The organism is Fictibacillus sp. EA-CB0309 (assembly GCF_055814265.1).
Genome location: NZ_CP169271.1, coordinates 3,531,762 through 3,555,689 on the forward strand (window position 1 = coordinate 3,531,762; position 23,928 = coordinate 3,555,689).

Consider the following 23,928-nt stretch of genomic DNA (forward strand, 5'->3'; position numbering starts at 1 on the left):
TCATTGATTAATAATGATTTTTCTCTTTTTCCGCTGCAGAAAGACGGTCTTCAATGTATGTAAGTTCGCCTTTCAAAAGCGAGCATTCCTTTTGCCAATCCTCATACTTCTCAATTCCGTTTTCAGGAAAACGTATTTGTGTGGAGTCAAAAGAATGTAATTCAGTTTCCAGTTGCTTATATTTTTCCAACACTGGTTTCAGTTCGAACAACCTCTTGTTTGAGCGCAGTTCTTTTTGGACGCCTACCAATTCTTGCTTCTTTTTTCCCAAAGACTTTTCAAGGTTTTCTTTTTGATTTCTAATAGCAAGGTAACTCTCATTCTTGCTTTTTAAGCTCTCAAGCGTTTTCCCAACTGATTTAAGCTGTTCTAACTTCTCGTTGATTATTGGCTTTTTGCCAGATTTTTTAAATAATGCGGATTGCTTCTTCTCAAGGGTTTGTTCGATTTCAAGCAGATCACGGTCACCTGAAAGAGCTGTACTTAATAAAAAGTTACCCAGTTCTTCAGACGTTAACTTGTCCAGTTTTTGCAGCCCATCGAGTCCAAAACAAAAAGCACCCGTAAATAAAGACTGCTCCATGTTGTCCAACAACTTAATTAAAAACAATTCGTCTTTTTGCTGGCCCGTTTCATCATAGATCGTTACATCCCCGGATACCGTTGAACCTGCTATTCTCTCAATCGTCCATACCCCAAGATTTTGATGCTGAATCGTCATCTTTCCGCCGATTCTATTCCCGTTCTTCGGTTCATAGCGGCGTTGAGTCTGATTTTTTGAAGGAAAGCCATATAACAGGCACTTTATAAAGTCCATCAATGTCGTTTTTCCGGCTTCATTTTCACCAAATAGCATTTGTAAGCCGTCTTGTTCGAACGAGATCTTACAATCCCTCAATCCCCCGAAATGATAGATATGAAGTGACACGATTTTCATTTTCTCACCTACCTGCTTTTATGTAGCTCTGATAAAAGTAAATGTTCTGCTTGTTTCTGAATTTCTTCCCAATCTTGATTCTCTAGCTCTAAGTATTTTCTCGCTGTTTTATGTGTGGTTAACTCTGCAATTGCCTGTTGGAGTTCTAGGTCATCTTGTAAAACAACCCGTATATCTTGGAAAAAACTAGACCGCTTGATCGACTTTTCATCATGTATGGAGGGTCTTGTCTCATTTTTGATCGAAACAACATGCACAAATGATGTGGCGTGATCGTCTTCTGATAAGATTTCTTGCAGTTCCTCTAAAAACAAGCCATCTAAAAGGTCTTCAAAAAGCTGCGTTTGTCCAGATAGCTTAAGAACGACAAATACACCTTTATGCGTTTGTTGATAACTACTTAATTCTCTTTCACAAAGAGTGATCACTTCTTGAAGACTTTCTGCTTCTGTTAAATCGACTATTCCTTCATGCCACTCAATATCAGAAGTAGCATGAAACACGCTTTCCACTTCCGTTCCGTTCAGCGTTACAATATATCCGCCTTTTTCACCTGTTTCTCCGCTATGTCTTCCTTGTATGTTTCCTGAATAACGAATTGGTGGTTCAGCACTCAAGTCGATTCTTTTATGAATGTGGCCGAGCGCCCAATAGTCGTAGCCCTTTTTTAATAACTCTGTTAATAAAAACGGAGCATATCGGCTGTGACTGCTGTATCCATCAGCCTGGCCATGCAAAATACCGATATGGTACAGATCATCCTTTTTTCAGGATAATGTAATGTGCGGTTATCCGTTACAGCCGCTGTTTCATAACTAAATCCGTGAAGACACGCCATTTTTCTTCCTTCTTTTTCAAAGTGGAGAGTCTGAATGCTGTTTCCTTCAAAAAAGTGCACATTACTCGGCCAATCCAAATTCACCCATTGTCCGTCCAATGGATCATGGTTTCCATGGCTGATATAAACGTTTATGTTATGAGTTTCTAGTTTTACAAAGCAATTCTTTAAAAAAGACTGTGCTTTTAAACTCCGATTTCCGCTGTCGTAAAGGTCACCTGCTATAACAACAAAGTCTACTTTTTCTGAAATCGCTAGATCGATAAGTCTTTTAAAAGATAAAAACGTACTCTCAGAAAGACGCTGAAAAAGTCCTTCTGGCAATGAGGATAGTCCTTTAAACGGACTGTCTAAATGAAGGTCTGCACAATGTAAGAATTTTATCATTTCACTCATCCTCTTTTTCTACCATTCTTTCCTTCATTTTAACATATATACGAAAGCACGTTCGCTTATAATACTTTTTCCTGTTATGCTTCGTAGATTTTGTATGTAGTTGATTTCCGCTCCAGGTGCTTCGCTTTCCGCGGGGCAGGCGGTGAGCCCCTTGCCACTTTGCGCCTCTAAGGGTCTCACCTGACCGGCTCAAGAAAGTATCTTGTTCCTGCGTCTACAAGTTATGCTACCGCAGTGAGCTTCCTCGGTACATGCCTTGCGAGAAGTTTTTCAAGTGGTAGGCACGCACCTTCCACTCCAATCAACTTGTCAGTGAAGAAAATGAGCAAAATTAATTAAAAGCAACAATCATTTAGAAAAGACCTAAATAAAAAAGAGAGCATTTTCAGCTCTCTTTTTAGAGCTTGGTTATAAACCAGTTGTATTTTTCTTTTCTTCCTTAGATAACAACAAAGCCTGTTTGATCAGTTTGAGTGATGGTGCGTTGCCATACATTAAAACGCCTCCGCGGTAAACTCGAGCTCCGATCACTGCGAATAATACGATGGCAGCTACGAGTACTCCAATACCTAACGCTACTTCCCAAACTGGCAGTGAAAGCATTCCTACCCGCAGCAGCATGAGCATTGGCGTGAATAACGGGAAGTATGATGCTCCTGCCACGAATGCAGATTCTGGATTTTCCCGTCCGTACATTGCGATCATAAATGCTGCTACGATCACAAATACGATAGGAGTCATGAAGTTGTTCACTTCTTCTACTCTGCTAATCAATGAACCAAGCATCGCAAATAGAGTAGCGTATAAGAAAAATCCTAAAACAAAGAATATAAGCGCATAAACGACTAATGAAGTGGGGATCTCGTTCAGTTTAAGCTCTTGGATAATGCTCTCACTTCCACTCAATCGTTCATTTAACCTAACAGCCGCAAATCCTCCTATTACAAACAATACGAGTTGCGTAAGGGCGATGAGCACGATACCAAAGATCTTCCCAAACATCTGTTTAACAGGTGAAACGGATGAGATTAAGATTTCCATCACGCGTGACGATTTCTCGGTCGCCACTTCCACTGCTATCATGCTGCCGTACATCATAACAGATACGTACATAAAGAATAGAACAAAATAAACAAGAATATACACTTGAGCAGCTTCTTCTTCACTCTTCGCTGTATCCGATAACGATTGTTTTTCAAACGATACAGGCAGATAGATGGCTGCCAGCTGTTCTTGATTCAGTCCAATGGATTCTGCAGCGGATTTATTTTTTATCTGCTGAAGTGCCATCTCAATATCTGTGATCAAGTCCTGGTTTGTTACGTCCTCCGCTTTATAGCTACCGGATACCATTCCTGATGTGTCTTTATCAAGTATTAAAAGACCGTCTAAGTCTCCATTTAACACAGATTTTTCTGCGTCTTTTTCAGACTTATTAAACGCTTCGGCTTTCAAGTCAGCCCCAGCTGTCTTAAGCTGTTCTTGTAGAGCAGAAAGTGTATTCCCTGTATTGTCGATAACACCAATCTTGGACTCTTCATCCCCGCCAAACGTCTTCGTAATCTCACCCATGTTTGATACAACAAACAATAAAGCTATTGTAACCAGCGTTGAGATCAGAAATGGTTTTGACTTTATTTTAGAACGGTATGTATGCATCATAACCGTCAAAAATTTACTCATGAGCGACACCTACTTTCTCGATGAAGATATCATTTAATGAAGGTTCTTCGAGTTCAAACTTTCTTACAAACCCTTTTGACTGTATCGCTTGAAACAAGTCATGAGCTACTTCTTCACGGTCTACTTGAAGTGTAATGCCATCTGCTGTTAAGCGATGTTTTAGCACGCCATTCGTATCTTTCAAGTAACTCAAATCAAAATCAGCTTTAACGGAAACGTTCTTCTTTCCAAACGATCGTTTAATGTCCTTTAAATTACCTTGAACGACCGATTTCCCTCTATGCATGATGCATAAGTGCTGACATAGTTCTTCCACGTGCTCCATTCTGTGGGACGAGAACACAATCGTAGTTCCTTCTTTTTTCAGTCCATGAACAGCATCCTTTAAAAGTTCAACGTTCACAGGGTCTAGTCCGCTAAATGGTTCATCTAAAATTAATAACTCTGGCGAATGAAGAACAGCTGCAATGAACTGTATTTTTTGCTGATTTCCTTTAGACAGCGATTCTACCTTCTTATTTAAATATTCTTCTGCTCCAAAACGCTTTAACCATTCATCGGTTTGTTCTTGTATGTGTGATTTGGACATGCCGCGCAGCTGGCCAAGATAAACCAACTGCTCTCTTACTGTCAGTTTTGGATATAACCCTCTTTCTTCGGGTAAATACCCAACAAGGTCACTCGTCTCATATGAAATCTCTTTTTCGTTCCAAGTAATCTTTCCTTGCGATGGCGTTAAAAGCCCTAGAATCATTCGGAATGTCGTTGTCTTTCCTGCACCGTTTGCACCTAAGAGACCAAATATCTCACCTTTAGGAATCTCCAATGTTATTCCGTCAACGGCTGTAAAACTGCCAAACTGTTTTCTAACATCTTTAATGGTTAACATGAACTTCCCTCCCGTTGTAAAATATACCATATAATTCCTTATACGTGATGACAGAGAGTAAGTTTCGCGTAAATTCTTAAGTTAGCAGCAGGAAAAAATCGTCGAATGTTGAAATGAACTTTAGATACGAAAGGAGTTAGATCACCATGAATACATACGCCTTAACAGCTTATGAAAGTAACGGGAATAAAATTTTGGATGAAAACATAACGGCATCCAATGACTCTGAAGCAAAACAACGGGGAGAAGCCCGTTTGGCTGAACTAAACATGCAAGAAAAAACGCATCGTCTGACTTCACCAAAGGGACAGTTGCTTCTTTTCCATCGCTAATGAAACTCATGGAAACGAGGGGAAAAACAGTGAGTGAAGTGATTCTACGCGAAGCACGATACGATGACAGTTATGAACTTTCTTATCTAATGGGAGAGCTCGGTTATCCGACAAGGCCGGAAGAGATGACAGAGCGCTTAGAAACTCTGCTTCCAAATTCAGCTTATGCTTGTTTTGTAGCATGTGTAAACGATCAGGTAATCGGGATGATCGGACTCACAAAGGGAATCTATTTTGAAAAGAACGGCTGTTACGCTCGGATTTCTGCTCTTGTTGTCAGTGAAGAGTTCAGAGGAAATGGAATCGGCAAGCAGCTCGTCCGTTTTGGCGAAGAATGGGCAAAAGAACAAGGCTGTACAGCTATATTGCTCAATAGCGGCAAACACAGAACAGACACGCATGAGTTTTATCGAAGTCTAGATTATGATGACACGGGATTGCGATTTATTAAGGTGATGCTTTGAACAGCATTTAACATTAGGAATAGTTGTTTTCGTAACCTTTGTTGCCACTGATTTAGTTTCAATATAAACTCCTAAACAACCAAAAAACCGGCTGCTGGATCTAGCAACCGGTTTTTCCTATTAGTCCGCTCAATTTTTTGACCCCGTAATTCTATGTTGTCTATTTAAGGTTAACCCACACGCTCTTTACTTCTGTGTAGTTGTTTAATGCATAAGATCCCATTTCACGTCCGATACCCGATTGCTTGTATCCGCCGAATGGTGAAGCAGCATCAAACGCATTATAGCAGTTCACCCAAACTGTACCCGCACGTAGCTTGTTAGATACATAGTGAGCTGTCTTTAAGTTCTCTGTCCAAAGTCCTGCAGCAAGACCATATTCAGAGTCGTTCGCACGAGAAATAACATCATCCAAGTCTTCAAATGGCATTGCAGCCACAACTGGTCCGAAGATTTCTTCTTTTGCGATCGTCATCTTATCATCAACATCCGCAAAGATTGTCGGCTCCACAAAATATCCTCTATCAAAAGGAGCTGTTCCACCAGTCAGAAGCTCAGCACCTTCATCTTGTCCTTTTTGGATATAGCCAAGTACGCGGTTATGCTGTTCTTGTGATACTAGAGGTCCCATTGTAGTGTCCGGATCTAACCCAGGACCTTGCTTGATTTTTTTGCATGTGACACTAGGTCAGCTACGACATTATCAAACGATTTCTTTTGGATATATAGACGTGATCCCGCACAGCAAACTTGTCCTTGGTTGAACATGATTCCGCTTAATGCCCCAGGAATCGCGCGGCTCATGTCAGCATCAGGCAAGATAATGTTCGGTGATTTACCGCCAAGCTCAAGTGTTACACGCTTCAATGAGTTAGACGCATTGCGCATGATCAGCTTTCCTACTTCTGTTGAACCTGTAAATGCAATCTTGTCCACATTTGGATGATCAACTAATGCCGCACCTGTTTCACCAGCACCTGTTACAACGTTTAGCACACCTTCAGGGAATCCTGCTTCTTGTGCTAATTTTGCCAAGTAAAGTGCAGAAAGAGGTGTTTGCTCAGCCGGCTTCAATACAACTGTACATCCTGTTGCAAGTGCCGCACCTAGCTTCCAAGCTGCCATCAATAATGGGAAGTTCCAAGGAATGATCTGTCCAACTACGCCGAGTGCTTCATGGCGCGTATAGTTGAAGAAGTTTCCTGCTACTGGAATCGTCTGCCCCACAATTTTCGTTGCCCAACCTGCATAATAGCGGAAATGCTCAATTGCGAGCGGAACATCCGCGTTCATAGTTTCACGGATCGGCTTACCGTTATCCAATGTATCAAGTTGTGCCAATTCTTCTTTATTCTCTTCCATCAATTCTGCTAGTTTGTAAATTAAGTAGCTGCGCTTTGAAGCAGGCATCTTTGACCAATATCCTGTTTCAAATGCTGCTCTTGCAGCCTTTACTGCCTTATCAATATCTTCTGATCCACCTTCTGAAACAACTGCAAGTACTTCTCCAGTTGAAGGGTTTAACGTTTCAAATGTTTTGCCGTTAGCTGAGCTGACCCATTCTCCGTTAATAAAATGTTTTTTCGTTCCGTTTAAGAACTCGGCCACCTTTGGTTTTAATTGAAGGTCTAAAGTTTTTTCCATTTGAATCCTCCCTTTACATTGTGGTTCTTACATAAATATTATTCGTCACGATTCATGAAAACCCTTTCATTTTCTACATTTGTAACAAAACTGAAACGTTTTTTACGAAATTCGACGGTAGTTGTCGAAGGGAGGCGGAGTTCCGCGAACGAGCATATCCCCTGCGAGTGAGCATAAACTCCCGCGAACGAGCATAAACCCTCGTTCCACTCCCAAAATCCTGCTCTTCCCGCTTTCTCACACCACATAAAAGACTCTTCTCAGACAAAAGTGTCTAAAAAGAGCCCTGTTCATCACAAATTAATCTATCTTTTCATCGTCTGGAAGCGCATCTGCTTACGAAACACTTCTTTGACCATGTACGGAACACCTAGCTGATCGTTCGTGCGCGTGATCCACTTCGCTTTTCTCTTCACTTCATCAGGTGCGTTTGCCATCGCCACACCTAGTCCTGCAAACTCGATCATATCCAAATCATTATATGAATCCCCAATTGCTACCATTTCATTAGGTGCGATGCCGAGCTTCTCGCCAAGGAATCGCAACGCATTCCCTTTTGTTACTTTTTTAGCCGTAATCTCTAACTGGCACTTCGTTGAAGAGGAATACTCAAAGTCTGGCATATGCTCTTTCAAATACTTAATCGCAGACTCACATTCTTTTTCATCAAAAAATTGCACATCCATTTTCGGCGGTGCCACTTCTTGCGCGAGAACATAATCTCCTAGATTTTCTGTAAACGAAACCGGATAGAACAAAGGATCACCTGTGCTCAACGTTAACTTTGCCACGAGCTGGCTCTTCTGTTTCAGCTGATTGCCTACGGAAAATCGTTCATGAACAACACGCATGTGGCATTCATAATTTTCCAGGACTTCTACCAATTTGTAGGTGTCCTCAACCGATAACCTCTTGTCTTGAATAGGTTCGTCAAGAGATGATGCAATGAAACCGCCGTTGTGGCTGATCAGGTAACTGTCGATCTTTAACGCTTTTGCGATCTTTTGTGTAGATGGAAAGCTCCTGCCCGAAGCGAGTGTGACATATACCCCTTTTTGCTGCACATAATCAATGGCTTCTTTCGTTTCTCTATCGATACGGAAATTGCTTCGCAGTAGGGTTCCGTCGATGTCAATCGCTAGTAAACGGTATACCATGATGCGCTCCCCCATTTCGCGAAAATAAAGTATAAGAACTCGAGTTAAGTTTATGACCTTGAAACATGCTTTAGAACGCTGACAAGCCTATGAATTCTTACATATAATAAAAACCCCTGTTCCAATTAAGAAACAGGGGTTTCATCATCAAACGATTATTGTTGTTGTCCTTCTTCTTCAACCATTGCTCCGTAAAGCTCTTCTAGAGGCTTTGTAATCACCTTGTTTAGATCATTGATGATCATGCTCATGCGTTGTTCTGCTGCCATAAGCTTAGAGATTGTTTCGTTTTGTTGAACATCAGCAAAAAGCTTTTGAGCTTCTTCAATCTCTTCAGGAGTCACTTCTTGGCCACTCATTTGTTTTTGCTGAAGATTTACTTGAATATCACGGAACTTGCCGAAAAGTTCTTTCGTTTCTGGATTGTTATTTACTTCATCATAGCTTTGTTTTAATACTGTAAAGTCTTCACTATTGCGTAATGCTTTTTCTAAGTCGTAAGCAACATCATATACGTTTGCCATTGGTAAAAAACCTCCTATTGATTAACTACGGTAACCACTATAACAGACTCTACAAAAATAGTACAAGGATACCTTGTAATAACCCAATCAATCCGCCTAACAGTGCTCCTAGCCAGGTAATCATCTTAAGTTCACTTTTCGCAATCGAAATAATGATTTCCTCTAGACGGGCTAGTGAAAAGGCTTCGACTTGTTCTTCCACGATTTTTGCCAAGTGCATTTTTTCAAGAAGTACTTCTAGTCTTGCTACAAACAGATCAAGTCCCGCAGCTACCGCTTTTGGCGTTAGGTCGTCAATAATCCATCCTTCCACCGTTCCTGCTAGAGAATGGACTGGTGTGTTTAAATACTCTTTGATCGGAAGCCTTGCTGTAATTTCTTTTGCAAGACCTGTTGTAATCTCAGGCAAGTCGAGCAAAACGAGCGCTTCGTCCATTTTTTTATCCATAAAATTTCGATACTCTTGCTGAAGAAGCTGAAGCAATGTGTCACGTGTGTTCTCGTGCTTCATAAACTTAATCAGTTCTGGCTGCACTTTTTCGGCAATACTCACATTACCGAAGAACATAGACACCATGTTAACGAGCATTCCTTTATCCATTAAAAACGCATCAATTCCGCTTGCTAATGACTTTCTGCCTTCATCGCTTTCTAAGTAAACAACCCCTTTATTTAGAAGCCAGTCCACTACTTCAGGAAGTTTTTCTTCACCCGCAGCAACAAACTTCTCTGGCAAAACGTCTTTCATTTCCTTGCCGTTTGAATGCTCAAGCATGATTTTCATTCTGTTCGCAAGCCATGCTTCTGTTGTTGTTTGAATACGATTTTGGACATCATTCACACCAAAATCTTTTTGCAATAATTCACTGATTGTCATTTCGCTTTTTAAAAAGCGTTTTACTTCACCTTGAACAAGTTCCGTCATTTCTGTACGAAATCCTGAATCGTTAATTTTCGCCTGTACACCTTCAGCTGTCAGGAGATGCTTTGTAACCGTTTCTCCCAACTGAACAGCTAGTTGCTGTCTTCGTTTCGGAATGAGTCCAGGAGTAAATGGCACTCTGAATCTCCCTATATATAAGGTGTTAAATGGTCGGAATAACATTTTGATGGCTATCAGATTTGTCAAACCGCCAATAAGTGCACCGACAACGACCATGATGATTATTGTAATCCACATATCCATAATGATTTCTCTCCAATTACTGCATATTCTATTTACCTAGTATACGTCATTTCAAAAGTCTCAAGCAATTTGGACTTAAATCGAGTATTTACACTTCTACTCCAACGGGAAGCAAATCTACGTAATAAAATCGATCTTTATTCGTTACCATATCTTTTGCCAACCGATTCTCTCCTAACTTATACGCAACAGGAATAGAAAAGTTTGGTCCATCAAATACAAATGTGTGAAATTCTCCGTTCTCTCCACAAATATCATGCTCGTCGGGATACTCTTCAATAAACTGTATGTCCAAGACTCTTCCTGTAAAAGATGCATCTATTTTATCTGTATCAGAGCAGCAAACAACCGTTTTAAAACCCTTTTCTAAGAACTCAGCAATAATAGCCTCTGAATTCTCTCCCCAAATTGGAAAAATCGGAGTTAGCCCAGTCCCTTGCAGCATTTTTTCACGGTATGTTTTTACATCTTCTAAAAAAATATCGCCGAACATGATGTGCTGAATGCCGTCAGCTACAATTCCATTAACCGCTTCCTGCATTCTTTCCTGATACACCTTATTCGGGCAATCTCGTGGAATCCACACTTTTCGAAGCGGAATGCCTAAAGATTCAGCTTGCAGCTCTAACAATTCATGTCGAACACCATGCATCGTCGTTCGGTCATAGTCTTCCGTTAAAGTCGTGAGCAGTGAATCAATCTCCCATTTCCCTGATGTTTGCAGTCTATGTAGTGCTAGAATGGAATCTTTTCCTCCACTAAAAGATACAACAATTCTTTTTTCATTCTTTCCCTCCTCTCCTCATCGTTATTTAGGAGGCAGTATAAACGTATAGCCTTCGTTTTTAAGTTCATTAATTAAATTATCCAATATTAAGACCGTTTGCTTTAACTCATGAAGCAAAATTACCGAGCCATCTTCTGCATGATTCACGATGTTATGAACAATTTGATACGGGTTGTTCTTAAGTTCCCAATCCAGACCAGCGACCTCCCATAAAAAAGGAACCACATCTAATCCCTTTAAAACTTGTAATGTATCTTCGTTAAACTGACCATATGGCGGACGAAAGTATTTTATCTTCTGTCCGGTTTGGCCTTCGATCTGTTTTTTATTGAATTCAATATCTCGCTGCTGCTCATAACGACTAAGTCTCGTAAGGTCGCGATGACGCAATGAATGGCCGCCTATTATATGCCCTTCCTCTAACACTCGTTTCCATGGCCGGTTTTTATGCAGCAACCGTGACTGCCAAAAGAACATCGCCTGCACATCATGTTTCTTCAAAATATCTAGCAAGGGAATGAGTACCGAAGACGGTCCATCATCAAATGTTAGGATAAGAGATTTTGAACGTTGATTATCCCAGCTCTGCTGATTCGTCCAGATCTCTTTGTTATTCCAGTCGTACACGACCGTAGAAGAAGTTACTCAAGGACACTTTTTCATGATGTCTCCTCCCTTTTTAAAAATCTGTTTGTTTAGTAAACCACTTAACATTGCTATAATAATAGCAAGCTTTTCCTTGAAAGGATATGAAAAAGGATGCTCGATAAGTTAAAGAAACATTACAGAAATTCCATAACAACGGACACCTCGCAACAGTCAGGATTCCTCTGGTTCATTACAGACGATGGAGTACCGTTTGGCATTTCTCAATCTGCCATTTCCGATTCAGAGAGCCGTTTACTTCGGTCCATGTTTAACATATATGAAAATGATACAAACACTCCTGTTTATTCTTCTGCACAGTTAAAATGGGAATCCATCCTATTAGGCGATGAATCGACACATGAAGAAACCTTCTACCGCTTTGTGCACTTTTTTAGCAAGCAGCCTATAACCGATTTCATCTCTTTTTCAGAAGCGGTTAACGGCCTTTTTCCGGAAGATGCTGTCCTGCTGCTAAATAAAGACCACAAAGGCGGAGTAATCATCGAAACGTCCAAGCAGGAGTTTATCGACACGCCTTATGAAGCGCTTAAAGACATGCTGTCAACGGACTTCTATATTGATATTTCCGTTTATATTGGTTCCTATCATCACCAGTTAGCTCATGCAAAAGAAACGTACGAGCGTGAACAGCAGCAATTTATAGAAGTAAAAAACCAGCTGCTGCCAAAATCGGTGTATACGATAGCGGATGTGGTCCCTCAATTGCTTCTTCAATCTGCAAGCCCAGCGGCAGAGAAAACCTTACATGCTTTATTAGCAGAATGGTATGAGGAAGATCAAGAAACATTAAAAAGCATTAAAGTATTTGCAGAATGCAATATGAACGTTTCATTAGCTGCGAAAAAGCTATACATTCACCGGAATAGTCTACAGTACCGCGTGGACAAGTTTTATGAAAAAACAGGAATCGACGTTAAACAGTTCAAGAATGCACTCACTGTCTATATGGCGATATTGTCTTATGAACAGCATAGAAATTTATAACTAGTCCTCTTTGTGCACATTGCATAAAGAGGTGTTTTTATTTTGGGCATGTCGTCCATTTACGATTATGGATATGAAAGCGTAAACTTAAAACATTAAGAAAACGTTTACATCGGAAGGGGATTTTTACAATGGCAGGCATTAAATTAAATAACATCGTAAAACGATATGATAACAAAGTAACAGCTGTACATGATTTTAACCTAGATATTTCGGATAAAGAATTCATCGTATTCGTAGGTCCATCAGGTTGCGGTAAATCCACGACTCTTCGTATGATCGCTGGACTAGAAGAGATCTCTGAAGGCGAACTTGTTATCGACGACCGCGTAGTAAACGATGTTGCTCCAAAAGATCGCGACATCGCAATGGTTTTCCAAAACTATGCGCTATACCCTCACATGAACGTATATGACAACATGGCGTTCGGATTGAAGCTTCGTAAATTTAGCAAAGAAGAAATTGAGAAACGCGTTAAAGAGGCTGCACGTATTCTTGGCCTTGAACAATACTTAGACCGAAAACCAAAAGCACTTTCAGGTGGTCAGCGTCAGCGTGTTGCACTAGGACGTGCGATCGTTCGTGATGCAAAAGTATTCTTGATGGATGAGCCGTTATCCAACCTTGATGCAAAACTTCGTGTTCAAATGCGTGCAGAGATTACAAAGCTTCACCAACGTCTGCAAACAACTACAATCTATGTAACGCATGACCAAACAGAAGCAATGACAATGGCAACTCGTATTGTTGTTATGAAAGATGGTCATATCCAGCAAGTTGGATCTCCGAAAGAAGTATATGACACTCCGGAAAACATTTTCGTTGGCGGATTTATCGGAAGCCCAGCAATGAACTTCTTAAACGGAACGCTTGAAGATGGCTTCTTTAAAGTGGGAGACACAAAGATTGCAGTTCCTGGCGGAAAGATGAAAGTTTTACAAGAAAAAGGCTACAACAACAAAGAAGTTGTTCTTGGTATCCGTCCTGAAGACATCCATGATGAGCCTGTATTCTTAGAGTCTTCTTCAAACACGAAGATCGAAGCGAAAATCGACGTTGCTGAATTGATGGGTGCTGAAACTTTCCTATACTCTACAGTGAGCGGACAAGATTTCATCGCGCGTGTTGATTCTCGTACTGACATCCAAAACGGACAAAATATCTCTCTTGCTTTTGACATGAACAAAGCACATTTCTTCGACAAAGAAACTGAGCTTCGCATTCGTTAATCTAACAACTTTAAAAAGGGTTGAACCGAAAGTTAAATCTTTTGGTTCACCCTTTTTTATGTTTGCGCGTTGTTATAACTAATTTCGACAATCTCGTTCAATTGATTTCGGATTTCCCTGTTATTTTTTCTTTATCGGGGAAAATGTTAAATGATTGACGAAACCGCAGTTGCTTTATACAATAAATTCTATAAAAATTGTCGGGATTATCTCGATTAGGAGGACTTCATTTGAAAAACACATTTAAATTCCTGTCGGCACTTGCCCTATCAGCTGTTCTGCTATCAGCTTGCGGAACATCTGATCAATCAAAAGATACAGGACCAGATGCAGATAAAAAAGTACTAACGATCGGTACGGAAGCTACATATCCACCATTCTCATACCGTGATAAAAAATCAAACGAAATAACGGGTTATGACGTAGAAGTTGCTAAGGAAGTAGCGAAACGCCTTGATATGGAACCAAAGTTTGTAGCTACAGAATGGAAGAACATGTTTACATCCTTGGATTCAAAACGCTTTGATCTTGTAGCTAACCAAGTAACCGTTACGGATGAAAGAAAACAAAAGTACGATTTCTCAACACCTTACACCGTTTCTGGCGGACAAGTAATCGTTAATAAAGACAACAAAGACATTAAAGGGATTGAAGACCTTAAAGGCAAAGTTGTTGGTACAACACAAGGAAGTAACTATGCGGCTGAAGCCGAAAAAGCTGGTGCAAAAACAAAGTTCTATAAAGGTGCGGCACAAGTTTTAACTGACCTTGATGTGAACCGTGTTGATGCTGCTATGAACGATCAGCTATTCATCCTTACAGAATTAAAGAAAACAGACTACAACGTTAAAGCGGTTGGCGAACCTTTCAACGAAAACGAAATGGCATTCGCATTCCGAAAAGATAATAAAGAACTTGTAGAAAAAGTAGACAAAGCGCTTGAAGAAATGAAAAAAGACGGTACGTTGAAAAAGCTCTCTGAAAAATACTTTGGAGAAAACGTAAGTGAATAACTTATCAGAAATACTGATCAACTCCCTCCCCTATCTTTTGGAGGGAGCTGTTTTTACTGTTGTTATCAGTCTTGTTTCCATTATAGGAGCGCTTATTTTCGGATTAGTTATTGCGTTATGCAGAATGTCATCTAATAAATTTTTATCGGGGTTTGCAAAGGGGTATATTTCTTTCTTTAGAGGAACGCCATTATTAATTCAATTATTGATTCTTTATAACGGTTTTACGTTTATTTATGTACCAGAAGGATGGCAGGCAGCACTTGCTGGACTCATTCTTCATTTTAGCGCCTATATCGCAGAATCTTATCGAGGAGCCATTCAATCCATTGAAAAAGGGCAATGGGAAGCTGCTTTTTCGTTAGGAATGAACAGATATCTTACGTATAAAGAAGTAATCCTTCCACAAGCATGGAGAATTTCGATTCCATCTGTTTGGAACTCACTGATTGATATTGTAAAAGCATCGTCATTAGCTTCGGTCATTACCGTTCCAGAACTTACGTTAATGGCTGATCAGATCAGTGCTTCACAGCTAATCGTTCTACCTGTGTTATTAGAAGCTGCAGTTCTCTACTGGATCTTAACCTCTTTACTTGATGGCCTTAGAGTAATTATTGAAAGACGAATCAGAATAAGCCAATAAAACTTCATGTCCTTCTACAAGGATATGAAGTTTTTTATTCCCATTCTCCAATAAAGAAAAGCACTTCTTGATGACACGAATCACAATAAAAGACATGGGGACACTGGCTATCTTTAAAATCAGTAGGGTAGCCATCTTCCAGCTTAAGTTCATCTACTTCCATGTAAGGACTATAATCATCAAAAAAATCACTAACTTTTCCTTGATCTTGAACCGCTCTCCCGCACTCCGGACAACGAACATTTATCGTTTGAAAGTTATTGCATATCGGACACATTGCCATCATCATCAGCTCCTAAAAATCTTTAAAAAGGAGTGGATCCCTCCACCCCTTTTAACCATCTATTGCTTTGGTTTAGCGATTTCCGCCGCTTAATTGCTGCTGTCCCATCGCTACCAAACGTTTTGTCATTTCCCCGCCAACCGAGCCATTCGCACGTGCAGTCGTATCTGGGCCAAGTGTAACACCAAACTCAGATGCGATCTCATATTTCATTTGATCGATTGCCTGCTGTGCTCCTGGGACTACTAATTTGTTTCTTCTTGCCATGTGTTTCACCCCTTATACCTATTTTGTATCTCAGAGGTTTCTATATGCGCTTTGAATGCTGGCAATTTATAGTGTTGTTCCCACTCAAATTTTTAAGTTATTTTAAAATTATTGGACCAATGGTTTATACTGATTTATAGTAATAAGAAATAAAACGGATGATATTGAAGAAGTTGGTGAAATAATGTCAAACGAGTATGCCGTAGAAATGTTTAGAAAAACGATTCCTTTATTTCAAGCATTAGGTGATCCTGTGAGGCAAGATCTTGTCTTGCTTTTAGCTGAAACAGATAAGTTGAATGTCACAGACATTGCTAGTCAATCCCCTATGTCGCGACCAACTGTATCCCATCATCTTAAAATTTTGCGTGAAGCAGGACTTGTGGGAACTGAAAAAAAGGAAAAGAGATTTTTTATTTTTTAACGCTTGATCAAACAGTCGTACAACTCAAGCAATTAATCAGCATTATTGAAGAAGAATGTATTCTTTAAATAAAGTTGTAGTATTCTTCTTCACGCGAATATATCATAATCTAGGGCCCTTTTTTAAAGAAATGGATTGTTGCTTTTTGATCGTTTTGATCGTTTTGATTTCTTCTTTGACCATTGATTGGAGTGTAAGGTGCGAGACTCCTGCGGGACAGGCGGGCAGGTGAGACACTTATACGTGAAACGTACGAATGTGGCTCACCGCCTGCCCCGCGGAAAGCGAGCACCCTGAAACGGAAATCAATTACTTTCAAAAGCTCTTTCAAGAGCATCAATGTTCACGTAAAAAAGCGATTCAGCAACAGCTGAACCGCTTTTATTTTTTCGAAGCTGCTTTATACCTGAACGCATAAGCGCTGCTAACTGTTTTTTATTTGAAAAGTAAGCTTTGATTAACGTTTTTACTTTCCCGTATTTATCTTCATACGGATACCAATTGATTTCTCGCTGCTTAATACCAGCATCCTTCATCACTGACATTTGACGGGTAAAAGTGTAAAGTCCCTCATCCCCATGATATCTCCCTGTTCCACTGCTTTTCACCCCGCCAAACGGCAAATGTGGATTTGCAACGGATACCAAAACATCATTGATGACAGCACTCCCGGTAACAAGCTTTGATGTTACGCGATTAGCTTTTGCTGAATCCTTCGTCCAAACACTCGCATTCAAACCAAACTCCGTAGCGTTCGCTTTTTCAATTACCTCTTCTTCTTTTGCGAATGTGATCACTGGCATAACAGGCCCAAATGTTTCTTCAGTTACAACCTTCATATCTTCTGTAATATTCGTCAAGATCATCGGCTCGATATACATGCTATCTCCCCAATGATCAGGATGCCGTCCGGTTAGCAATAAAGCCCCTTTATCAAGAGCATCTATAACATGATCTCTGATAACCTCTTTTTGATGTGGAAAAGTTAAAGATCCTATGTCTTCTCCCATTTTAAGTTTCTTCGTTTCTTCAACAAGTCTGTCAATAAATTCTCCTGAAATGCCATGCTGAACATATACGCGTTCAATGGACATACAAACTTGTCCAGCATTCGTAAACGCACCCCAAACCGCACCGTTTACCGCTCGTTTAATCGAAGCATCTTCAAATACAATCATAGGGTCTTTGCCGCCTAGTTCAAGCGTATATGGAATAAAACGCTTGCTCGCCTCTACTCCGATCTTACGTCCTGTTTCAACAGATCCTGTAAAGAAGATGCTGTCAGGTGTACTAGAAACCAGTGCCTGCCCCAATTCTTTTCCTCCGTGGGCCACCTGAAGAACATTCTTAGGAAGGTTAACTTCTCTCGCAATCTTTTCAATTAAAAGTCCTATTGTCGGCGTTACTTCAGACGGTTTTAAAATGACGGAGTTACCCGCAATTAAAGCAGAGATAATAGGTGTCATCGAAAGCTGAAATGGGTAGTTCCATGGCGAGATGACTAAAACCGTTCCTAAAGGAAAGTAATCCACATAAGAGGATTTTCCGACAAACAGAAGCGGTGTTGACATTCTTTTGCGCTTTAATACTTTTGGTGCGCGCTTCTCATAATGTTGGATGATATCTATAACGGGCATAAGATCAGCTGTTAGTGCTTCCGTCTTAACCTTCCCTGTCGCTGAACATATTTCATCAACAATCTCATCCATATTTTCTAAAAGATGATGCTTAATTTTTTTAATAAAAGACAATCGTGTTTCCAATGATCGAGTGGACCAAAATTGAAAAGCCGCTGACGATTTTTCGTACATCTCCGGAACCTGCATTTCTTCCGTTTCCAGCCACTGATCGATCGTTTCACCAGTTGCCGGATGCTTTGCCACTACTACATTCTTCATGGTGCGCACCTCCTTTGTCTAAATATTCATATATCTTTTATCATACCTTTTTTTACGCAATTATAGTTTATTTATTTTTCCGGATGTGTTATCATGTTGATATTCTTAAACACATAAACATATAACGAAGGGATGTTTTCCTTATGATAAATAATCATTCAGCTTTAAAAACAGCACTAATTACTGGTGCTTCAAGCGGAATAGGATTAGAATTTGCTAACCTACTCGCAAAAGATGGTTATCATGTCGTACTAACGGCAAGAAACGAGAAAAGACTCAACGAGATTGCTGACCAATTAAAAGCGAAATATGGTGTTGAAGTAACGATTTTTGCTAAAGATTTAAGTTTGACTGATGCTGCTGAAGAACTGACTGCAGAAATTTTGGCAAAAGGTATAGAGGTTGACATCTTAATCAACAATGCCGGTTTCGCAGCATATGGACCATTTAACGAGACATCATGGGAAGACGAAAAAGATATGATCCAAGTAAACATCACAGCTTTAACCACTTTAACAAAACAACTTCTGCCAGGTATGGTCAAGCGCAACGGAGGTAAGATCTTAAACGTAGCCTCTACAGCCGCTTTTCAGCCAGGTCCGTTAATGGCCGTGTATTATGCAACAAAAGCATACGTGCTCTCTTTCTCAGAGGCAATTGATTACGAACTTCGCCATACAGACGTCAGCGTTACAGCACTCTGTCCTGGAGCTACAGCGACTAATTTTGAGAAAAGAGCAAGCCTCGAGTCATCTCGCTTGTTCCAATCAGGTGCAATGAATGCCCGTGAGGTAGCGGTATCGGGATACAATGCCCTTATGAAAGAAAAGGCCGTTGACATTCCTGGGTTTAAAAACAAAGCTCTAGCTAACATCGTTCGTTTCTTGCCTCGAAAGACTGTTTTGAAAATCGTACACTATGTACAAGATAAAAAATAAACCTGTTTTCGCAAACTTTTTGCTCTTGAAAGTGGTTGATTTCCGTTTCAGGTGCATCGCTTTCCGCGGGGCGTGCGGTGAGCCCCTGCCGCTCTGCGCCTTTAAGGGTCTCACTTGACCGCTCGTCCTAGCCGTAGTCTCACACCCTACACTCCTATCAACTTGGCAATGATGAGAATAAACAAAATGAGCCGAAAGCCAAAATCTTTATTGATACAATAAAAACTCCGGGAATAGCTATGCGCTGTTCCTTTTTTCTACACCAAATGGTTCGAATAAAAAATTCATTTTATTGCTTGATATAGAAATAACCAGAGTGTAATATTACACTTAAAGAGAATATTATTTTAACGGCCTGTTTTTTATTAACCCTACATATACATGAAATGAGGTGGGATAAAATGAACAAAAAATGGATGAGAAACGAAGGACAAAAGTGGGTTGAAGATAATATCATCACGAATGATCAGCTTGATTTAATTGTTGCACGTTATCCTGATTCAAATGATAAGCGAAGAGTGACAGGTATCTTACCGGTTTTAGCTAGTATTTTGATCGGAATCGGTATCTTATCTTTCATTGCATCCAATTGGGGTGAAATTTCCCCGCTTGCCAGACTGTCATTACTCATCGTGATTATGCTCGGTTTTTACTACACAGGTGAGCGCAACTTAAAAGCCGGGAACGATACTTTGGGAACTTCTCTTAACATTCTCGGTATCATTTCTTTCGGTGCCAGCATCATTTTACTCGGTCAGACGTTTCATCTTAATGCCGTCGATGCCCGTTTATTTGTTTTTGGAGTTTACCTGCCGTGTATTATTTGTTTAGGGATCGCAACAAACTATATTTCTTCCTCCTTTCAGTGTTAGCGGTCGGTGGACAGCTATATAGCTTAACTGAATTTCAAAGCTTTAGTTATCTTTTATTTGTGATTTTTCTTATAGCTGTTGGGGGTTTTGTTTTCCTATACCCTACTAATCAAAAGTCTTGGATTTTCACCGTCGGGCTTAGTATTCAAGCTCTAATGTTCATTATGGTTGAGGATATCAACTTCCTCTGGTTCTTCCTTTTCGGATTCGCGTTATTTACTGCTGGATTATGGGTCGAAAAGAAAGTATTTAAACAACCGTTTAATACTTTAGGAACACTCATTGGTTTTGGTTTTGCTTACGGATTATATTTCATGCTTACAAATGACTTCTCATCAGATTTTGAACTACCCGCTCCCTATGTGTTTCTTCCCCTATTGATTGTGATATTAGCCTTTTCAATCTTAGGTAAACGCAAAGAGAACCTTTACTTGCATGCATGGGAACTATTAATTTTCGTTCCGTTTTTCTATCTCGTAAGAATAGCTGATCCACTATTGGTAGGTCTCGTTTATTTAATCGTCATGTTTGTCTATTCAGGATTCAAGCTTGCTGAAGGATATCGAAACGAAAACCGCTCACAGATCAATTTTGGAATCGTACTATTCTTGCTTGTTTGTCTAATGGGATACTTTAATCTCGCTTGGTCATTCATGCCAAAATCCGTTTTCTTCTTACTCGGCGGAATTCTATTATTTATCCTTAATGCGTTTCTTCAGCGTAAGAAAAAGCAGATCTTGAAGAACGGAGGACCGCATCATGACTAAAAAACGTGGCTGGATGATCGCTGCCCTTCTGCAAGTTTTGTTTCTTGTATTTATTGCCGGAAGTTATTACAGCATTGATTATTTTGGAAAAGAGATAAAAATTAAAACAGTACCCGTCGATCCCAGAGATATTTTATATGGAGATTATGTAACGCTCCAATTTGAGATCAGCAGGGTTCCCCTCTCCAGCTATAAAGGTGATTTAACTGAACTTGACCGTGGAGAACGGAAAGCATATGTTGTACTCGAACCTAATAAAAATGGCTATTATGCTGTGAAAAATGTGTATCCAGATAAACCCGATGTAAAGGATAGCGAGGTTGTGTTAACCGCAAAAGCTGAAAAAATCTGGGGTGAAACGTCCTTCAATCAAATTCAGCTTACTTATGGATTTGAACGCTATTATGTTCAGGAGAATACCGGTAAAGAACTTGAGGATCAAGCAAACGACATGGATGTTATTATAAGTGTTGCCCCTTGGGGAGCTCATAAGATCGTAGAATTGAATCCTTAAATGAAAATGACTCATAAACGGCTGAAAAGTCCTTTGTGAGTCTTTTTTTATGAGCTTAGAAATGAGAATGTTGAAATCTTTCGAAAATCGGATAAATAATTTTATACACGGAATTATGGTAGATTACCTCGTATAAATTTTCTCCCATTCTATCCACATTGAAAATCTAAAAAATCCCTATTTTTCTAAAAGGTTGTTGCATTTAAGTAATTTTGTTCATTCCCTTCACTGCAAAGTTGATTGTAGTGGAAGGTGCGTGCCTACCACTTGAGAAGCTTCTTGCAAGGCATGCGACGAGGAAGCTCACTTCGGTAGCATTTGCTAGTAGACGCAGGAGCAAGAATACTTCCAGGTGAGACACTTATTCGTAAAACGTACAAATGTGGCTCACCGCCTGCCCTGCGGAAAGCGAGCACCTGGAACGGAAATCAACTACTTTCAAAAGCATCAATGAATACGAAAAAAGCCTATATATAATAGCAACCATTATTCTGGGTTTAAGTTTACCAATTACGGGAAGATTGATAATGAGGTGAAAACTATGTCTGATACAAAAATTATCGATCTAAAAGATGTACTAAATGGGTGGGCTGGCAGCCAGATCTCCATTCGCAAAGAAGAAACAGGCGATATTGATCAAATCAGAATCTCACTTAAAGAAGCAATCTTTGAACAAAGAGACGCACACGATGACTATTTAGGAGACCACATACTGTTTTTACACGGAACAGCTTATGCATCTGAAGATGGCACACAAGTTGAACTTCCTACGATTACGTATGAGATTCCAATAGAGGGCATCACAGACATTCGAACAGATGACAATATTGTTTCCTTTGAAACAAGCAGAGCTCAATATGTGATTAATAAATAAAGAACGGATCCAATTGGATCCGTTCCTTTTTATTTCTGCATGCTTTTCGTTACATCTGTTAGTGAATCAGCTGATACCGCAATCTGACCTACGGCATGACTCAATTCTTCAATTACTTCAGCCATCACTTCTACTTCTTTTTCCAGCTTACCGCTTCTGTCCGTACTCTCGTCCATTTTTGAAAGAATGGCCACAAAGAAGTCCGAAATTTCGGTTGCTTCCGATACACTGTCGTTAATATAATGATGAATACTCTCAACAGATTGTGAAACCGCCTCTATTCTCTTATGCGTGTTCTTTACAAGTTCTGAAACGCCTGAAACGGATGTTTTCGTTTGATCAGCTAACTTTCGAACTTCATGAGCAACCACTGAGAACCCCTTCCCTGCTTCACCAGCTCTAGCTGCTTCAATTGCTGCATTTAGAGACAAAAGGTTTGTTTGTTCAGCGATTGCCGTTACGATATCTACCACATCATTAATTTTGACTGTGGCTTGTTCCAAGTTGATTAACTCTGCAGAAATCTGCTCAGATTGCTCTTTTACTTTTAAGATCATATTCTGATGACCATCCAGTTTACTCTTACCTGCTAAAGAGTTTTTGGAAACATCCACTGCTGACTCCGCTGTATCCTTTGCAAAAACAACCACTTCATCTGCTTTAGACGTTAATTCTTGAAGTGCCGCACTCGTTTCTTCTGAGATGCTCGCCAACTCTTCTACCGAATCGCCAACAGATAAAGCAATCTGCTGTTTTTGTTCTTCATGTCTCGCTCTTTCTTTGATTTGCTCTAACTCGAATGCTTCAAGCACGATCTGTTGCTCAAAATTTAATAGCTTCGTTACTGCTTTAACTGCAAGCTGATATTGATTTCGGTTCTCAATGCGCTGATCCAATATAGACAAAAATGAAAGCAGCATGTCCTGAAACGAGCAAATATACCATTTGGGCTGTAAACCAATTTTAAAATGGATATGCGCAATAACTCTTCTTTGTTCAATGTATTCTGAATCAATGACTCCATCAAACATTTCTTGTATATGTTTGATTAATGTAACTTGCAGCCGCTTAACTGAGCTGTGCTTTTGAATGATTTCCATCAAGCCTGGAACATGTTCGATATTTTTATAAAACTGATTCACGATATTCTCTATGTTCTCAGAGATGTATGGTTTTAAAGAACGAATAATTGCCAGATCATCCGTCGTTAAAGAAATCATATCCAGCTGTTTCTGCCACTCACTATCTGGTGACAATAAAATCTTAACCTCATCTTTATACTGGTCTGCTGGATTAAGAACAGCAGTTGCATTACTCTTTTTCGTAAGAATACTTAAAATTGAAGCCATGTTGGTTTCCTTCTTCCTGTTTTTTCACTTGTTTTCATCCAAAATGAAGCAATTACATGCGACTTTACTCACATTTTGCATACTCATATGTTTTATCGACGCCATTAAGGAATCTTTCACTAAACCAAAATAAATTCAAAAAAATGATACGAGGAGTGGTTCACATGTGGAAAAAGAGATGGGCAGCTGGAACATTAGCAGCAATGTTAACATTAGGTGGATTAACTGCTTGCGGTGACGGTGTAGACCAAGACAACGGCGTTGATGACGGTCAACAAAACGATGAAATGGATGAAAAGAATAAAGAAGAAGGTTAATACGAAAAGCTGGACAACACAGCCTGAAATAACTTCAAATGAAAAAG

At 39.9% G+C, this 23,928-nt stretch carries 27 protein-coding genes and 2 pseudogenes; 13 read left to right on the forward strand and 16 right to left on the reverse strand.

Translation table 11 applies throughout. The annotated features are described in order from the left end of the window. Positions 1-7 precede the first annotated feature (7 nt). The 6 genes from ACEWFH_RS19805 to ACEWFH_RS19830 all read right to left on the reverse strand — a co-directional run bounded on the left by ACEWFH_RS19805 (position 8) and on the right by ACEWFH_RS19830 (position 4,743). Positions 8-937 (reverse strand): AAA family ATPase, encoded by a 930-nt coding sequence (locus tag ACEWFH_RS19805; protein ID WP_473725386.1) that lies wholly within the window; start codon positions 935-937, stop codon positions 8-10. An 8-nt stretch (positions 938-945) separates the two neighbouring features. Then, the gene (locus ACEWFH_RS19810; RefSeq protein WP_473725387.1) at positions 946-1,674 is read right to left on the reverse strand and encodes a metallophosphoesterase family protein; all 729 of its coding nucleotides are present in this window, start codon (positions 1,672-1,674) and stop codon (positions 946-948) included. Continuing rightward, positions 1,617-2,162 (reverse strand): metallophosphoesterase family protein, encoded by a 546-nt coding sequence (locus ACEWFH_RS19815; RefSeq protein WP_473725388.1) that lies wholly within the window; start codon positions 2,160-2,162, stop codon positions 1,617-1,619. The genes ACEWFH_RS19810 and ACEWFH_RS19815 overlap by 58 nt, the downstream gene beginning before the upstream one ends. Position 2,163: 1 nt before the next feature. Continuing rightward, positions 2,164-2,364, reverse strand: a complete 201-nt coding sequence (locus ACEWFH_RS19820; RefSeq protein ID WP_473725389.1) for a hypothetical protein — start codon at positions 2,362-2,364, stop codon at positions 2,164-2,166. A gap of 215 nt (positions 2,365-2,579) precedes the next feature. Further along, positions 2,580-3,854 carry an ABC transporter permease gene (locus tag ACEWFH_RS19825; RefSeq protein WP_473725390.1) on the reverse strand — a complete coding sequence of 425 codons (1,275 nt, stop codon included), beginning with the start codon at positions 3,852-3,854 and terminating at the stop codon, positions 2,580-2,582. Next, positions 3,847-4,743, reverse strand: a complete 897-nt coding sequence (locus ACEWFH_RS19830; protein WP_473725391.1) for an ABC transporter ATP-binding protein — start codon at positions 4,741-4,743, stop codon at positions 3,847-3,849. The genes ACEWFH_RS19825 and ACEWFH_RS19830 overlap by 8 nt, the downstream gene beginning before the upstream one ends. A gap of 146 nt (positions 4,744-4,889) precedes the next feature. Here ACEWFH_RS19830 and ACEWFH_RS19835 point away from each other — a divergent pair, with 146 nt between their 5' ends. Both ACEWFH_RS19835 and ACEWFH_RS19840 read left to right on the forward strand, forming a co-directional pair. Next, positions 4,890-5,075, forward strand: a complete 186-nt coding sequence (locus ACEWFH_RS19835) for a YhzD family protein (protein WP_473725392.1) — start codon at positions 4,890-4,892, stop codon at positions 5,073-5,075. 29 nt (positions 5,076-5,104) lie between these two features. Beyond that, complete coding sequence (locus ACEWFH_RS19840) at positions 5,105-5,539, forward strand: GNAT family N-acetyltransferase (RefSeq protein ID WP_473725393.1); 435 nt, start codon at positions 5,105-5,107, stop codon at positions 5,537-5,539. Positions 5,540-5,699: 160 nt separating this feature from the next. Here the strand turns inward: ACEWFH_RS19840 and ACEWFH_RS19845 are convergent. From ACEWFH_RS19845 to ACEWFH_RS19870, 6 genes and pseudogenes are all read right to left on the reverse strand, one after another. After that, positions 5,700-7,183: pseudogene (locus tag ACEWFH_RS19845) on the reverse strand (aldehyde dehydrogenase family protein). Positions 7,184-7,488: 305 nt separating this feature from the next. Next, entirely contained in the window at positions 7,489-8,340 is an 852-nt protein-coding gene (locus tag ACEWFH_RS19850) for a Cof-type HAD-IIB family hydrolase (protein ID WP_473725394.1), read from the reverse strand. Between the two features lie 155 nt (positions 8,341-8,495). Beyond that, positions 8,496-8,864, reverse strand: a complete 369-nt coding sequence (locus ACEWFH_RS19855) for a YlbF/YmcA family competence regulator (RefSeq protein ID WP_473725395.1) — start codon at positions 8,862-8,864, stop codon at positions 8,496-8,498. A gap of 49 nt (positions 8,865-8,913) precedes the next feature. Then, entirely contained in the window at positions 8,914-10,050 is a 1,137-nt protein-coding gene (locus ACEWFH_RS19860; protein WP_473725396.1) for a DUF445 domain-containing protein, read from the reverse strand. A gap of 88 nt (positions 10,051-10,138) precedes the next feature. After that, complete coding sequence (locus tag ACEWFH_RS19865; RefSeq protein ID WP_473727370.1) at positions 10,139-10,825, reverse strand: Dph6-related ATP pyrophosphatase; 687 nt, start codon at positions 10,823-10,825, stop codon at positions 10,139-10,141. A 33-nt stretch (positions 10,826-10,858) separates the two neighbouring features. Next, positions 10,859-11,464 carry a polysaccharide deacetylase family protein gene (locus ACEWFH_RS19870; protein WP_473725397.1) on the reverse strand — a complete coding sequence of 202 codons (606 nt, stop codon included), beginning with the start codon at positions 11,462-11,464 and terminating at the stop codon, positions 10,859-10,861. Positions 11,465-11,596: 132 nt separating this feature from the next. Here ACEWFH_RS19870 and ACEWFH_RS19875 point away from each other — a divergent pair, with 132 nt between their 5' ends. The 4 genes from ACEWFH_RS19875 to ACEWFH_RS19890 all read left to right on the forward strand — a co-directional run bounded on the left by ACEWFH_RS19875 (position 11,597) and on the right by ACEWFH_RS19890 (position 15,378). Continuing rightward, positions 11,597-12,490 carry a PucR family transcriptional regulator gene (locus ACEWFH_RS19875; protein WP_473725398.1) on the forward strand — a complete coding sequence of 298 codons (894 nt, stop codon included), beginning with the start codon at positions 11,597-11,599 and terminating at the stop codon, positions 12,488-12,490. 131 nt (positions 12,491-12,621) lie between these two features. Next, positions 12,622-13,719, forward strand: a complete 1,098-nt coding sequence (locus ACEWFH_RS19880) for an ABC transporter ATP-binding protein (protein WP_473725399.1) — start codon at positions 12,622-12,624, stop codon at positions 13,717-13,719. A gap of 230 nt (positions 13,720-13,949) precedes the next feature. Then, entirely contained in the window at positions 13,950-14,732 is a 783-nt protein-coding gene (locus tag ACEWFH_RS19885) for a transporter substrate-binding domain-containing protein (protein WP_473725400.1), read from the forward strand. After that, positions 14,725-15,378 (forward strand): amino acid ABC transporter permease, encoded by a 654-nt coding sequence (locus ACEWFH_RS19890; RefSeq protein ID WP_473725401.1) that lies wholly within the window; start codon positions 14,725-14,727, stop codon positions 15,376-15,378. The genes ACEWFH_RS19885 and ACEWFH_RS19890 overlap by 8 nt, the downstream gene beginning before the upstream one ends. A gap of 34 nt (positions 15,379-15,412) precedes the next feature. Here ACEWFH_RS19890 and ACEWFH_RS19895 read toward each other — a convergent pair whose 3' ends face one another. Together ACEWFH_RS19895 and ACEWFH_RS19900 are read right to left on the reverse strand one after the other, a co-directional pair. Next, positions 15,413-15,667: a hypothetical protein gene (locus tag ACEWFH_RS19895; protein WP_473725402.1), complete on the reverse strand. Its 255-nt coding sequence runs from the start codon at positions 15,665-15,667 to the stop codon at positions 15,413-15,415. A 66-nt stretch (positions 15,668-15,733) separates the two neighbouring features. Next, entirely contained in the window at positions 15,734-15,928 is a 195-nt protein-coding gene (locus tag ACEWFH_RS19900) for an alpha/beta-type small acid-soluble spore protein (RefSeq protein ID WP_066239924.1), read from the reverse strand. 181 nt (positions 15,929-16,109) lie between these two features. Between ACEWFH_RS19900 and ACEWFH_RS19905 the strand changes: the two are divergent. Continuing rightward, a pseudogene (locus tag ACEWFH_RS19905) lies at positions 16,110-16,420 on the forward strand (ArsR/SmtB family transcription factor). A gap of 237 nt (positions 16,421-16,657) precedes the next feature. Here the strand turns inward: ACEWFH_RS19905 and ACEWFH_RS19910 are convergent. Then, complete coding sequence (locus tag ACEWFH_RS19910) at positions 16,658-18,250, reverse strand: aldehyde dehydrogenase family protein (protein WP_473725403.1); 1,593 nt, start codon at positions 18,248-18,250, stop codon at positions 16,658-16,660. A 143-nt stretch (positions 18,251-18,393) separates the two neighbouring features. On the opposite strand from ACEWFH_RS19910, the gene ACEWFH_RS19915 reads away from it, so the two are divergent. The 5 genes from ACEWFH_RS19915 (at position 18,394) to ymzB (ending at position 22,215) form a co-directional block, all read left to right on the forward strand. Continuing rightward, the gene (locus tag ACEWFH_RS19915) at positions 18,394-19,188 is read left to right on the forward strand and encodes an SDR family NAD(P)-dependent oxidoreductase (RefSeq protein WP_473725404.1); all 795 of its coding nucleotides are present in this window, start codon (positions 18,394-18,396) and stop codon (positions 19,186-19,188) included. Between the two features lie 401 nt (positions 19,189-19,589). Then, positions 19,590-20,060, forward strand: coding sequence for a DUF2157 domain-containing protein (locus tag ACEWFH_RS19920; protein ID WP_473725405.1), 471 nt, complete (start codon positions 19,590-19,592; stop codon positions 20,058-20,060). Beyond that, on the forward strand, positions 20,003-20,827 hold the full coding sequence (locus tag ACEWFH_RS19925) for a hypothetical protein (RefSeq protein ID WP_473725406.1): 825 nt from the start codon (positions 20,003-20,005) through the stop codon (positions 20,825-20,827). The genes ACEWFH_RS19920 and ACEWFH_RS19925 overlap by 58 nt, the downstream gene beginning before the upstream one ends. Further along, positions 20,820-21,341 (forward strand): GDYXXLXY domain-containing protein, encoded by a 522-nt coding sequence (locus ACEWFH_RS19930; protein ID WP_473725407.1) that lies wholly within the window; start codon positions 20,820-20,822, stop codon positions 21,339-21,341. Before ACEWFH_RS19925 ends, ACEWFH_RS19930 begins: the two co-directional genes overlap by 8 nt. Before the next feature lie 541 nt (positions 21,342-21,882). Then, positions 21,883-22,215, forward strand: coding sequence for a protein YmzB (gene ymzB, locus ACEWFH_RS19935; protein WP_473725408.1), 333 nt, complete (start codon positions 21,883-21,885; stop codon positions 22,213-22,215). Between the two features lie 29 nt (positions 22,216-22,244). Here the strand turns inward: ymzB and ACEWFH_RS19940 are convergent, their stop codons facing one another. Next, positions 22,245-23,564: a protoglobin domain-containing protein gene (locus tag ACEWFH_RS19940; RefSeq protein WP_473725409.1), complete on the reverse strand. Its 1,320-nt coding sequence runs from the start codon at positions 23,562-23,564 to the stop codon at positions 22,245-22,247. A gap of 164 nt (positions 23,565-23,728) precedes the next feature. Between ACEWFH_RS19940 and ACEWFH_RS19945 the strand changes: the two genes are divergently transcribed. Then, positions 23,729-23,881, forward strand: a complete 153-nt coding sequence (locus ACEWFH_RS19945) for a hypothetical protein (RefSeq protein WP_197468147.1) — start codon at positions 23,729-23,731, stop codon at positions 23,879-23,881. Positions 23,882-23,928 lie beyond the last annotated feature (47 nt).

Coding starts and splice junctions, on each gene's coding strand:
- ACEWFH_RS19850 (WP_473725394.1), bottom strand. CDS start 8,340: ATGGTATACCGTTTACTAGCGATTGACATCGACGGAACCCTACTGCGA.
- ACEWFH_RS19815 (WP_473725388.1), bottom strand. CDS start 2,162: ATGATAAAATTCTTACATTGTGCAGACCTTCATTTAGACAGTCCGTTT.
- ACEWFH_RS19875 (WP_473725398.1), top strand. CDS start 11,597: ATGCTCGATAAGTTAAAGAAACATTACAGAAATTCCATAACAACGGAC.
- ACEWFH_RS19930 (WP_473725407.1), top strand. CDS start 20,820: ATGACTAAAAAACGTGGCTGGATGATCGCTGCCCTTCTGCAAGTTTTG.
- ACEWFH_RS19910 (WP_473725403.1), bottom strand. CDS start 18,250: ATGAAGAATGTAGTAGTGGCAAAGCATCCGGCAACTGGTGAAACGATC.
- ACEWFH_RS19860 (WP_473725396.1), bottom strand. CDS start 10,050: ATGGATATGTGGATTACAATAATCATCATGGTCGTTGTCGGTGCACTT.
- ACEWFH_RS19945 (WP_197468147.1), top strand. CDS start 23,729: ATGTGGAAAAAGAGATGGGCAGCTGGAACATTAGCAGCAATGTTAACA.
- ymzB (WP_473725408.1), top strand. CDS start 21,883: ATGTCTGATACAAAAATTATCGATCTAAAAGATGTACTAAATGGGTGG.
- ACEWFH_RS19855 (WP_473725395.1), bottom strand. CDS start 8,864: ATGGCAAACGTATATGATGTTGCTTACGACTTAGAAAAAGCATTACGC.
- ACEWFH_RS19805 (WP_473725386.1), bottom strand. CDS start 937: ATGAAAATCGTGTCACTTCATATCTATCATTTCGGGGGATTGAGGGAT.
- ACEWFH_RS19880 (WP_473725399.1), top strand. CDS start 12,622: ATGGCAGGCATTAAATTAAATAACATCGTAAAACGATATGATAACAAA.
- ACEWFH_RS19900 (WP_066239924.1), bottom strand. CDS start 15,928: ATGGCAAGAAGAAACAAATTAGTAGTCCCAGGAGCACAGCAGGCAATC.
- ACEWFH_RS19920 (WP_473725405.1), top strand. CDS start 19,590: ATGAACAAAAAATGGATGAGAAACGAAGGACAAAAGTGGGTTGAAGAT.
- ACEWFH_RS19825 (WP_473725390.1), bottom strand. CDS start 3,854: ATGAGTAAATTTTTGACGGTTATGATGCATACATACCGTTCTAAAATA.
- ACEWFH_RS19835 (WP_473725392.1), top strand. CDS start 4,890: ATGAATACATACGCCTTAACAGCTTATGAAAGTAACGGGAATAAAATT.
- ACEWFH_RS19915 (WP_473725404.1), top strand. CDS start 18,394: ATGATAAATAATCATTCAGCTTTAAAAACAGCACTAATTACTGGTGCT.
- ACEWFH_RS19895 (WP_473725402.1), bottom strand. CDS start 15,667: ATGATGATGGCAATGTGTCCGATATGCAATAACTTTCAAACGATAAAT.
- ACEWFH_RS19830 (WP_473725391.1), bottom strand. CDS start 4,743: ATGTTAACCATTAAAGATGTTAGAAAACAGTTTGGCAGTTTTACAGCC.
- ACEWFH_RS19940 (WP_473725409.1), bottom strand. CDS start 23,564: ATGGCTTCAATTTTAAGTATTCTTACGAAAAAGAGTAATGCAACTGCT.